We start from the raw sequence: 12267 nt of genomic DNA, 5'->3' as shown, positions 1-12267 counted from the left end.
CCATGTTCGATACGAAATTTACAGTTGTGCTGAGGGAAGATCTCGCCGTCTGGCAGAAGCTTAATGTGACCGCATTCCTGAGCACCGGCATCGCCGCACAGTTTCCGGACATGATCGGTGAACCTTATCGCGACCGCAGCGGCAACTTCTACAATGCGCTTTCCATCCAGCCGGTCATCGTCCTTTCGGCCGACCAGGCCACCTTGTCCACCATCCATCGCCGTTCGCTGGAGAGGGATGTGAAAGTTTCACTGTATGTCGAAGAGATGTTTTCGACCGGCTTCGATGCGCTGAACCGCGAAACCTTCGCAAAATTCGCACCAGACGATGCAAAAGTGGTCGGCATTGCGCTGCGGGCCGACAAGAAGATCGTCGACAAGATCACCAAGGGCGCGCGCATGCACGCTTGAAGAGCCACACAAAGCGAAAGACCGTCCGGCGCAAAATTCCGGGCTGATGGCATCTTTTGTGTTGCCGCGACACGTCTCTTCCCGCACAAGCGGACAAGACCCATTTCGTGACGCCTTGCCGCAGTGAACCAGCCAGACAGACAGGATGAAAGTGCGACGCCACCGGCGGCGATCGCCTACATGCTGTCTGTTTATGTGGTTTTCTCCTTCCTCGACACTTCGATCAAATATCTGGTGCTTGCCGGCCTGGCGCCGCTGTTCATCGCCTGGGTGCGCTTCAGCGTCCACGTCGTACTGGTGATGGGGCTGTTTCGCGGGTGGCAAAATATTGGACGCTTTCGGGCGGTGAACCTGAAGGCCCACATTCTGCGCGGCATGCTTCTGGCGGGCTCGACCCTTTGCAACATCGTCGCGTTGCGGACGCTGCAATTGGCCGAGACGACGTCGATCTATTTCTTCGGTCCGATGGTGATTACCGCGCTGGCAGGACCATTGCTCGGGGAGTGGGCAGGCTGGCGGCGCTGGCTGGCAATCCTGGCCGGGTTTATCGGTGTGCTCGTGATCACGAGGCCAGGCATCGGCGTGTTCGGCATTGGCCACCTGTTCGCGCTCGGCTCGATGCTCTCCAACTCGCTGTACGTGATCATGACGCGGCGCATGGCGGCGACCGAGACACCGGAAAGCCTGATCTTCTATTCGGCGCTGGCCCCGGCCGTCATCCTTTCCCCGACGCTGTTCTTCTCGGCTACCTTGCCGGCGGATGCCTGGCATTGGACAATCCTGCTGCTGCTCGGCGTGTTCGGCGGTGGCGGCCACTGGCTGCTGATCCGCGCCTACAAGCTGGCGACCGCCACCGCATTGGCGCCGTATCCCTATTCGCAGATGATCTGGATGATCGGCTTCGGCTACTTCATCTTTGGCCAGTTTCCCGATGGCTGGACCCTCGGTGGAGCTGCCATCATCGTTGCAAGCGGGCTCTATATCCTCCACCGCGAACACCGGCTGCGCGTACGCAACAAGGCCGCTCTCGATGCCGAAACCGGAGAGCTGGCAAAAAAGCTTTGATTTGCCGTCGTTCGATGGCATAAGCCGCATTTAAACAGTTTAAATCGCGAGCGGGAGCCCAGGGCGCTGGCACAGAAGATCAAGCTTTCGACCATTGCCGATGCGCTCGGCGTTTCCACGGCCACTGTTTCCCTGGCGCTGCGCGACAGCCCGCTGGTGGCGGGCTCGACCCGTGAGAAGATCAAGGAACACGCGCGCGAGATCGGCTACATCTACAACCGTCGTGCCGCTTCGCTGCGCACCTCGCGTTCCGGCATTGTCGGCGTTGTCGTGCACGACATCATGAACCCGTTCTATGCCGAAATCCTGCGTTCCATCGAACATGAACTCGATCGCAGCCGGCAGACGTTCCTGCTCTCCAATCACTACGACCAGCTCGACAAGCAGCGCACCTTCATCGACACGCTGCTGCAGCTCGGCGCCGATGGCGTGATCATGTCGCCGGCCATCGACACGCCGGCCTCCGACATCATCATGGCCGAGGAAAACGGCTTGCCAGCGGTATTGATTGCGCGCGATGTCGACGGGGCGCATGTGCCTGTGTTCCGCGGCGACGATGCCTATGGCACCGCACTCGCCACCAATCACCTTATCTCGCTCGGCCACAAGCGCATCGCCATGGTTGGTGGTACCGACCAGACCTCTACGGGCCGTGACCGCTATCAGGGTTACGTCAACGCCATGGAAGCGGCCGGGCTGGAAGTGATGCCGTCCTGGCGTGTCCCGGGCCCGCGCACCAAGCAAGGCGGTTTCGAGGCCGCCGCGCAGTTCCTGGCGCTGAAGGACAAGCCGACCGCGGCCTGCTGCTGGAATGATCTCGTCGCCATCGGCTTGATGAACGGCATCGCCCGGGCCGGTCTCGTGCCGGGTGTCGATATTTCCGTGACGGGCTATGACGACCTTGAGGAAGCGCAGATCGCCACGCCGGCGCTGACCACCGTGTGGAACGGCCAACGCGAGGTCGGCCGTCGTGCGGCCAGCGCGTTGCTGGACAAGCTGAACGGCCAGACGGTGCGGCTCTCGCAGGAGCTCATCAAGCCTGAGCTTCACGTTCGCCAATCGACTGGCCGGCCGGTGGAACGCGTCTGACGACGGCCGACGCTGCCTGATGCCTGCCCGACGACAGAGCCTGACCTTTGCGCATGCAGCGTCCACGAAACGTCGCTGTGTGCCCTCCATGCCGCACTGCAGCATCTCATCGCAAAAACTTGACTGTTTTTGTAATCTTCAAACTTGACTCGATTGGTTAAGTTATTTAGCGCGCTTCTGGGAGCTGCGAGAGGGCGTTGTTGGCTCCGCGATTTTGAGAGGGGCGTAAATGCAGAAGCTTGCTGTGGTGTCGTTGCTGTCTTCCTCGATCCTGGCCGGACCGGCTTTCGCACAGGACGCGCAAAAACCGGCCGACAACAACCCGACGATGCTCGACAAGATCATCATCACCGGGCGCGACGACCGCTCGATCTCGAGCGTTGCGCAGTCGGTCCAGGTGATCGACCAGAATGCCATCGGCACCGCTGTAGGGCAGGGTGAGAATGCCTCCGATCTGATCGCTCGTTTGGTGCCAGGCTACGCACCCCGCAACGAAACCATCTCGGGTGCTTCCGAGACCTTCCGCGGCCGCAGCGTCTTGATCATGGTCGACGGCGTTCCGCGCAACACGCCGCTGCGTGACGTCTCGCGCATCCTCGCCACCATCGACCTCGACACCGTCGAGCGTGTGGAAATCATCAACGGCGCCTCAAGTCTCTACGGAGCCGGTGCCACCGGAGGCACCATCAACTTCATCACCAAGCGTGGCACGAGCGATACGCCGAAGGTCACGGTACGCACCGGCGTCACAGCCTTCACAGAGAATTTCGGCAAGTCGGCTGCCCCCAGCGGCAATGTCCAGGTCGAGGGCCGCAGCGGCGATTTCGATTACTTTGCATCCGCCTCGGGCAATTTCAGCTGCCGCACCTATGACGGGCACGGCAATGAGATGGCCTCCGACGCCATGCTGGGACAGGGTGGCGGCGATCGCACCGGCTGGGGCGATCTCTCCGGCGTGGTCGGCTATGAAAACGGTTCGAAGCGTATCGAACTCAGCGCGGACTGGACCTATGCACGCCAGAAGGCCGACTGGTTCACCGACTATCTGAGCAACCCGGTCAAGCCGAACTTCTCCGACGCCTACACCGGAGAGCCGCTAATCGAGGATTCCAAATATCTGGCCGCTAAATACACCGACAGCGATTTCGCGCTCGGCAAGCTGGAGCTGAAGGCGTTCTACAATGACATTTTCAAGCAATCGCCCTTCACCAAATTCTCCAGGGTGAACTCGCAGGTCTATCTGCCGACCAACCCGGCGCGGCCGACGCTGCTGCCGATCAACCGGGATCCTACAGCCTCCTTCAACCAGACGGCGCTGGAGGTGCAGCGTTCGGGTATCAACGCCACCGTCAACACGCCCGTCGACTTCATCACTCAGGGCAGCACGCTGACCTGGGGATTTGATTTCACCCACGACCAGACCGGCCAGACGCTGCTGAATGGCCAGGATGCCATCGCACCGTCGTCGCAGAATTCCGTCGCTGCCTTTGCCCAGGCGGAAGTGCCGGTCACTGATCGCTTCCGCCTGCAGGGCGGCGTGCGCTTCGACCAGTTCTATCTCGACGTCGACAATTTCAAGCGTCCGGCTGCTGCGGTGCTGGCCGGGTCGAACCTTGTTGGACTGCCGGCGATCGATGTCGTTGGCGGATCGTTCGACTACAACGCGACCACCTTCAATGCCGGTGCGGTCTTCGACATCACTCCGGAATTGCAGGCCTTCGGCAACTTCTCGCAGGGCTTCAGCCTTACCGACATCGGCGGTTTCACCCGTCGCGCCGGTCTCAACACCAATGCCGAAACCTGCGACGCCTACGGCACCAGCATCCGGCCGCTTCTGCCCTGCACCAACGCGCCCGACTATCGCATCAGCTACGCCGATATCGCGCCCGAGCCGCAGGTGGTCAACACATGGGAAGGTGGCCTGCGCGGCGACTGGGGCAATGTGCGCGGCGGCGCCAGCGCTTATCTGTCGACCTCCGACAATGGCGTCAACTACGACATTGCGGCCAACCGCGTCTCACAGCAGAAGGAGCGCATCTGGGGCTTCGAGGCCAACGCCGAATACGACATCAGCGAGATGTTCACGCTCGGCGGCTCGGTCGGCTACGTGGAAGGCAAATACGACGCCAACCGGGACGGCAAGATCGGCTCCGACGAATATCTGCCGAACAACCGCATCCCCACCACCTACAAGGGGCTGGCCTATGTCGTCACACATTTTGACAACAATCTGACCTTGCGGACTGAACTTGAGATGTTCTCCGGCCGCGATCGCATCGCCAGCCAGGAACTCGACGGTGCGGTCCTCGCCAATATCGGCGTGACCAAGAAGTTCGCCGGAGGCCAGGAACTCAACTTCGCCGTCCGCAATCTCTTCGACACCTACTACGTCAACCCGACCGCTTCCGCGACCCGTGGTGCTGACGTGCCAGGTCTTGGCCGCACCATCGCGGCGTCCTTCAAGGTCACTTTCTAGGATCGGCGGTATGAGCGCGGCGGAATTCCCAAAAACCCAGGAAAACCGCTCGCGGCTCAGGCTCTTTGCCGTGCTCGGCGGCCTCTATCTGGCGCAGGGTATCCCATCCTACCTGTTCGCGGCGGCAATCCCGCCGATCCTGCGTGAACAGGGCGTTTCCCGAACGGCCATCGGCATGCTGTCGCTGCTGATGCTGCCCTTGGTGCTGAAGTTCCTGTGGGCGCCGCTGATCGACCGGTATCGTCCTTTCGCACGCGCTCACCGGGCGGGCTGGGTCGTCATCACCCAGCTCGGCATAATCGCAGCGCTGTTCGGTATGCTCGCCGTCGAGCCGACCGATGTCCGTGCGATCTTTGCGATCGGCTTCTTCGTCGCCATGCTTTTGTCGACGCAGGACATCGCGACCGACGGCTACGCCTCGAAATATCTCAATCCGGCCGACCGGCCGATCGGCAACGCCATCCAGGGCGGTTCGGTAGCGCTCGGCGTCGTCATTGGCGGCACGCTGGGGCTCGTCCTCTATCATCGCTACGGCTGGGACGTTGCGATCGTGACGATCGCCTTGCTTTCCTTCATTCCGCTGGTTGCCGCGCTTGCCATGCGCGAGACCGATCCCACTGCCGAGAAGCAGGCGGCTCTGACCAGGCCTTCGATCCGCAACTTCCTGGCGAGACCGGAAGCAAGGCGGATCCTGTGGATCGCGCTGGTCTACCGCGCCAGCGAAGGCCTGGTGAAATCGATGGAAGGGGCCTATCTCGTGGACGCCGGTGTGCCGCTGAACTGGATCGGCTATCTGTCCGGTGGTGCCGCTGTCACCGTCGGTCTCGGCGGTTCCTTCATCGCGGCGCTGCTCCTGCACAAATATGGCTCGGCATCGGTCCTCGCGCTGCTTGGTGGCCTGCGCACCATCTGCTTTGCCATCTTCATGCTGCATGCCTTCGCGCTGTTCACCGGCGCCGCTCCGATATTCGGCGCGTCCTTCCTGCAGACGCTGGTGCGCTATATGGAAATCGTCGCGCTCTACAGCCTGTTCATGTCGGTGACTTCGTCGGAGCAGCCGGGTACCGATTTCACCATCCTCTCCTGCGCGCAGCTGATCGTCTATCTGGTCGGCTCGATGGTTGCCGGGAGGCTCGCTGACTTGATGGGCTACGGTCCGCTCTTTGCGCTGGCAACCGCGATCTCAGGCATCGCCGTGGTCATGACCTACGGCATGCTGCGCAGCGCCGCGGCGGCGGAACGACCGGCTGAGGTCATCTCATGATTGCGCTTCGGCAGCCCGCTTCACCGCTGCGCGGTGCTGTGCCTGTCGAGCATCATGGCGATTGCCGCGGCGGCGAGAGCCAGGCACGCGCAACCCACCAGCGGCAGCTCCGGTGCAAGCTGGAAGGCGAAACCTCCTATCAAGGCACCTGCGGTTTGGCCGACGATATGGGCGCTCGACAACCAACCGGCGGCAGCGCCCTGTTCCCGGTTCTCCACACGGCGCGCAAGCCAGGCTGTGTAGGCCGGCGTCGCAAGCGCGGTGCCGAAGCCGGTTACCGCCAGCGCGAGAGCGCCGACGCCATGACCGTTGGCAATCGTGAGCCCAGCCATTCCGGCCACGACCAGACCGGTTCCAGCAAGGATGCCGCTGCGCTCATTCCAGCGCAGCCTTGGCAGTACAAGCGTTTGCACCGCGATCATGGTAACCGCCACCAGTCCAAGTGCGGCGCCGGTCAAAGCCATTGCCTGGGTGGCGTCGAGGGCGAGCTTGAACTGCAGCAATGGGCCAAGCATGATCTGCACCTGCCCAAAACCGGCGGTCATGCAAGCGCCGATCAGCAGGAAGGGCAGGATGCGCATGTCCAGTGGCGAAAGCCGGGGCGCTCTGGTCCCGTCACTGGCCTCAATCTTTGTCGCGTCCCTGGGCACCAGCCACAGCATCAGTGGTGCCAACGTGAACAGCGCGACGGTGAGTGGTGCTGCGATCGCTGCGGCGGCGCCGGCCAACGAACCCGTCAGCCTGCCGAAATTGACACCGGCACTCAGCAGCCCGAAAGCCGCCTGTCGGCGACCGGCTTCGACCGTGCCGGCGAGCCATGCCTGGGCGGTTGGCATCACGCCCGCTGCCGCGAAGCCGTAGATCAGGCGCGAGACGATCAGCCCGCCTATCGCGATAGCGTAGGCTGTTGGCCCCGCCGACAGCTGGATCACCAGCAGCGCCTGTGCGGCCAGCATGGCAAGCCCGAGCACACGGATCATGCGGCCAGGGCCGATGCGACTGCCCGCACTGCCCCACAGCGGCGCGCCGATGAGGAAGGCGAATGTGCCTGCGGCCACAGCCAGACCGAGATCGAAGGTCGTCAGGCGAAGTCGAGCCATCACCAGCGGCACCAACACCACAAAGGCCGATTGGCCAAAACCGATCGACATGGCGCCGAACGCCAACCGCCGCGTCAGGCCTGTTTCTTCGAGAGGAGAAGCGGAGATCATCACAAGTGTAAGCTCGTTATTCGGAAATACAACCTGTTCAATTCCACAATAAATATACTAATGCAACTGTCGTGAGATAAACAAATGGACAGAATTACTTACGTAGAAGATAGAAGTAATACCGCTCCATCTGTCGATAGACTATTAAATGCTCTTGTCCGCGAGTGGAATGGGTGCCGTTTTGATCGCGCCGAAAACTACGGATTTCTCAAAGGCGGCAAGGAGGTCCTCGTCCTTGATCTGCCTGCGACCGGCGCCATTGTTGTCGCACCGCTGCGCCATCGGTCGCGCGTCGGCTATCATGGGTTCGACGGCCGGATCTGGCTTCTGACCGACGGCAGGCCCGTCGAGATCGAGCTCTTCGACGTTCTCGCCATGCTGATGCGCGAGGAGGATATCCGTGGTCGTTCCAGTAGCGCCAGCCGGCTGAACCTTCAAAGGCGGACGGCTGCCAGTGTCGCGGCGATCGCGCAGACCACTGCTGCAAGAGGTTCCGTGCGGCCATTTGCCGATGGCGTACCGGACTTCATCGAGGCGGAAAGCGCGCTGCGCTTTGGTCACGCCGTGCACCCGGCACCGATGAGCCGCGACGAGTTCTCCGAGGAGGATTCGCGCCGCTTCGGTCATGAATATGGCGGCGCTTTTCAGCTGCGCTGGTGGGCCGTCCATCCAGATGTTTTCGCCTGCGGCAGTGTCGACCCCCACGACGTCGTTGAAATGGTGCACAGCCTCACCGGTGAGGGCTTTGCCCCACTCACGCAGAATGAAGGCTCGCGCCTGTTCCCCATGCATCCCTGGCAGGCATCTCGGCTGATGCTGGTGCCGGCCGTTCAGCAGCTCTTCGCGGCGGGCCTGGTTCGCGATCTCGGTCTTGGTGGACCTTCATGGCGCGCGACGACGTCGTTGCGCACTATCCATTCTGCGAACAGCGCCTGGATGTTGAAATTCTCGCTCGACCTCAAGCTCACCAATTCGCGCCGGGTCATCGAACGGCACGAATGCGACCGCGGGCTTTCTGTGCACAGCCTAGTCAAAGGCACATTGGGCGAGAGACTGAGAGACGTCTGCCCGACACTGACTGTGCTCGGCGAGCCAGCATGGATGGCATTGCGCGATGGGCCCGGCGGCGCGGTGCTCACCAGCGCCATCGTGTCCTTCCGCGAAAATCCGTTCCGGCACGACAACGCCCCCAAGGCAGCCGTTCTAGGCGCCTTATGCGAGCGTCACCCGGGCCAGGCGGAAAGCCATCTTTCCGATCTCGTCAGGTTTGTTGCAAAGCAGGACGGTCTGGAGCCGCCTGTGGTCGCGGAGTGCTGGTTCGAACGTTTCCTCGATACGGCGATTGAGCCGTTCTTCCTTGCCTTCTCGGAGTTCGGGCTGCTGTTTGGCGCGCATCAGCAGAACCTCGTCGTCGGGTTGAGTGATGGCTGGCCCAGCCATCTCTATTTCCGCGACTGCCAAGGCACCGGCTATGTCCGAGAGTTCCTGCCGATGCTGCGTGAGCATCTGCCCTCCGCGGGCGGCAAGGGCGATCATGTCTTCGATGCAGAGTCTGCTGCCCATGTGTTCGGTTATTACCTTGTCATCAACGGGGTGTTCGCCGTCATTTCGGCGCTCGCCGATGCCGGATTGTCCAGTGAGGAAGCATTGCTTGCCCGCTTCCGTCTGCTGCTGGAAAGGCTTGCCGCGCGGGCACCCGGCAATCTCGCCTGTCTCGACTATCTGCTCAATTCGCCCACGCTCGGCAGCAAGGGCAATTTCCTGTTTTCGTTGAAGAACACAAACGAGAACACCGAGGTCACCGACCCGCTTGCTGGATACGTCCCGATGTCAAATCCGCTTTTCACGAGGAAGCCCGCATGAACATCCAACTGAGAGAAAAGCCCGCCCAGGCCGAAGGCATTCTTGCCGTGAGCAAGCATTATCTGGCCTCGGACGACGGCGCGTTCGAAGTCCGCTATGAAGGCAGCAAACTGACCCTGGTGTCTCCAATTGGTGTTCGGATCGCCCAGGCCGCGCTGATCCGACACCAGGCCGATCTGCTGCTTGAGGACGTTGTCTTTGAGGCCGGCAGGCAGGATCAGCCGCAAATGCTGGCGGCGCTCGCCGACGCGGTCTTCATCCGCTTTCCCGATGCCGCCCAGATCCTGTTGCCACCGGTCGAGGAGGTCTGGCCGGTGATCGCGCTGGCGACCGCACGCACGGCAGAGCCCGTCGACGGAAAGTTGCGCACGGTCCTCAGGCGGTCCGTGCTGCGCCAGTTGCCTCTGCTTTGGCGCAAGCAGGCTTCGCACCTGATCTATCCTGCTGTCGAGACATCGATCGGCCCCGCCGATCGGCTGCCGCCGCTGCGTTCGCCACGCCCCAATGGCGTCATGTACCAGCGGTGGCTTCCCGAACTCGATCTGACGCTTTCGTTCCGGCCGATCGATCGGCGAAACGACCTCGACCTGTTCCATGAATGGATGAATGACGGCCGCGTCTCCTTTTTCTGGGAACTGGCGCAGAGTCGGGAAGAGCTTGACGGCTATCTCGCCGCACAGGAACAGGATCCGCATATTTTCGGCGTCATCGCCAGCCTGGACGGCGAGCCGAGCGGCTATCTCGAATTGTACTGGGGCAAGGAGGACCGTCTTGGGCCTTATTACGATCCGACCGATTATGATCGCGGCTGGCACGGGCTGATCGGCAACAAGCGACATCTCGGCAGACCGAAGACGCTGGCTCTGTTCCGTTCGGTGACGCATTACTTGTTCCTCGACGATCCCCGCACGCAGCGCATCGTCGGAGAGCCGCGCGCATCGAACCACAAGATGCTGAGCTATTGCGCGCATGCTGCCTACGACAAGGTCAAGGAATTCGACTTCCCCCACAAGCGTGCGATGTTCGTCTGCTGCCAGCGCGCGCGCTTTTTCAGCGAGGTGCCGCTGTGAGTGGGCCATCGCTTGGTCCTTTGCCCAAGGGGCGGGCCGTCACCGGGGAGCTCTGGCGACGCGCGAACCAAGCTGTTCTGGCGCGCGCGATCTCCGAGCTGATTTATGAGGAAGTGCTGCCCGTCCAGCCGCTGCAAGCGGGCGGTCGATACTGGGAAGTGCCGCTCGGTGACGCCGTTGCCTACCGCTTCGAAGCCGTACGCCGCATCTGGGGGCAGTTGTCGATCGATCCGGAAACGCTGATACGGCTTGCAGATGGCGATGGGATGGCGGCAGAGGATGCCGTCGCCTTCTTCGTCGATGCGCGTGCCGTGCTCGAGATCTCTGCCCCCACGCTCAGCACTTACGCCAAGGAGCTCTACAGCACTCTGATCGCGGATGTCCGTATCCTTTCCGAGCGCCAGGCGTTCTCCGCCTTCGACCTCGCCAGACTGCCGGATCTTGATCTGCAGCGTTTGCTCGACGGCCATCCCAAAGCACCAGCAAACAAAGGACGCATCGGCTGGGGGTTGGAAGCCTTCGAGGCCTATTCTCCGGAGTTCGTGTCCGAGTTCCAGCTGTTCTGGATTGCCGCGCACCGCATGCATATGCGCTTTTCCGTCGATCCCGACGTCACCGAAGGCACCTTGCTCGACGCTGCGCTGAACCGGACCGAACGATTGCGCCTCGAGACTGCGCGCGATGCTGCGGGCGCGTCCGCGGAAACGCACTTGCTTGTTCCCGTCCATCCCTGGCAGTGGCAGGCCATGCTTGCTGCAACCTATGCCGGCGAGATCGCCGCTGGGCGCATCGTGCCGCTCGGCCAATTCGGCGACTATTTTGCCGCCCAGCAATCCTTGCGCACGCTGGCCAACGTCTCGCGGCCCGAGGCGCTGCATGTGAAGCTGCCGCTCACCGTGCTCAACACCTCCGCCTGGCGTGGCGTGCCCGGCAAATACATGGACATCGGACCGCGCCTGTCGCGCTGGCTGGCGGCGACGGCGGCCACTGATCCGGTGTTGAAGCCGGCTTTTGTGCTCAGCGAAGTGGCAGGAGCCTTCTATCCGCACCCCCAGTTCGAACGCATCGAGGGCGCGCCGTACCAGCATCTAGAAATGCTGGGCGCGATCTGGCGCGAGAGTCCGCTCCAGAATCTGCCGAAGGGCAAACGGCCCATGATGATGGGCGCCCTGACGCAAACCGATGCGCAGGGCCGCCCTGTCATCAGCGCCCTGATCGAGCTTTCCGGGCTCGGCCACGAGGTCTGGCTGCAGCGTCTGTTCTCGAGCGTCTTCGTGCCGCTTTATCACTTCCTGTGCTGCTATGGCGTCGGCTTCATCGCCCATGGCCAGAACATCACCATCATCCTGGAAGGTGATGTTCCGGTGGGCGTCGCGGTCAAGGATTTCCAGGGGGATCTCGACCTCGTCGATGCCGATTTCCCGGAACTTGCCACGCTCGACCCGGCTGTTCGCGCCACATTGAAACGACGCCCGCCGGCGCACCTGCTGCAGCATCTGCAGACCGGCCATGTCGCCAGCGTCCTGCGCTTCGTCTCGGCCGCATTGGCCGATTTTGACGGGCTCGACGAGGCGGTCTTCTACCGAGTGCTCGCCGACTGCGTCGTCTCCTATCAGGCACGGCACACGGAACTCGCGGAGCGTTTCCGCCAGTTCGATCTGCTCCAGCCGAAAATGCCGCGCATCGCAATCAACAAGGTGCGTTTTGCCATCGGCTACGGCGATGCCGGCGAGCGGCCGGTTCCCGCGCTCGGCACCGAACTCGACAATCCATTGTATCTCGGCCTGACCATCGGCCGAGGCAAAGCGGCCTGATCAAC

At 62.1% G+C, this 12267-nt stretch carries 9 protein-coding genes; 8 read left to right on the top strand and 1 reads right to left on the bottom strand.

Annotated features, from left to right (window positions below):
- Positions 1 to 2: 2 nt before the first annotated feature.
- The 5 genes from L4923_RS11405 to L4923_RS11385 all read left to right on the top strand — a co-directional run bounded on the left by L4923_RS11405 (position 3) and on the right by L4923_RS11385 (position 6304).
- Entirely contained in the window at positions 3 to 410 is a 408-nt protein-coding gene (locus tag L4923_RS11405) for a DUF2000 family protein (protein ID WP_239364952.1), read from the top strand.
- A gap of 180 nt (positions 411 to 590) precedes the next feature.
- Entirely contained in the window at positions 591 to 1475 is an 885-nt protein-coding gene (locus tag L4923_RS11400) for a DMT family transporter (protein WP_239364951.1), read from the top strand.
- A gap of 66 nt (positions 1476 to 1541) precedes the next feature.
- Positions 1542 to 2564 (top strand): LacI family DNA-binding transcriptional regulator, encoded by a 1023-nt coding sequence (locus L4923_RS11395; protein WP_239365044.1) that lies wholly within the window; start codon positions 1542 to 1544, stop codon positions 2562 to 2564.
- A 229-nt stretch (positions 2565 to 2793) separates the two neighbouring features.
- A complete protein-coding gene (locus tag L4923_RS11390) occupies positions 2794 to 5040 on the top strand; it encodes a TonB-dependent receptor (protein ID WP_239364950.1) in 2247 nt (748 codons plus the stop codon).
- A 10-nt stretch (positions 5041 to 5050) separates the two neighbouring features.
- A complete protein-coding gene (locus L4923_RS11385; protein ID WP_239364949.1) occupies positions 5051 to 6304 on the top strand; it encodes an MFS transporter in 1254 nt (417 codons plus the stop codon).
- A 20-nt stretch (positions 6305 to 6324) separates the two neighbouring features.
- Here L4923_RS11385 and L4923_RS11380 read toward each other — a convergent pair whose 3' ends face one another.
- Complete coding sequence (locus L4923_RS11380; protein WP_239364948.1) at positions 6325 to 7515, bottom strand: MFS transporter; 1191 nt, start codon at positions 7513 to 7515, stop codon at positions 6325 to 6327.
- Between the two features lie 84 nt (positions 7516 to 7599).
- Here L4923_RS11380 and L4923_RS11375 point away from each other — a divergent pair, with 84 nt between their 5' ends.
- The 3 genes from L4923_RS11375 to L4923_RS11365 are packed head-to-tail and all read left to right on the top strand — an operon-like array spanning position 7600 to position 12262.
- Entirely contained in the window at positions 7600 to 9378 is a 1779-nt protein-coding gene (locus tag L4923_RS11375) for an IucA/IucC family protein (protein ID WP_239364946.1), read from the top strand.
- Complete coding sequence (locus tag L4923_RS11370) at positions 9375 to 10448, top strand: GNAT family N-acetyltransferase (RefSeq protein WP_239364945.1); 1074 nt, start codon at positions 9375 to 9377, stop codon at positions 10446 to 10448. The genes L4923_RS11375 and L4923_RS11370 overlap by 4 nt, the downstream gene beginning before the upstream one ends.
- Positions 10445 to 12262 carry an IucA/IucC family protein gene (locus L4923_RS11365; protein ID WP_239364944.1) on the top strand — a complete coding sequence of 606 codons (1818 nt, stop codon included), beginning with the start codon at positions 10445 to 10447 and terminating at the stop codon, positions 12260 to 12262. The genes L4923_RS11370 and L4923_RS11365 overlap by 4 nt, the downstream gene beginning before the upstream one ends.
- Positions 12263 to 12267: the final 5 nt, after the last annotated feature.

It is taken from the genome of Terribium retamae (assembly GCF_022347545.1).
Classification (GTDB): Bacteria; Pseudomonadota; Alphaproteobacteria; order Rhizobiales; family Rhizobiaceae; genus Mesorhizobium; species Mesorhizobium retamae.
Note: the sequence above shows the minus strand (reverse complement) of the source record. Positions and strands in the feature narration are given on the sequence as shown.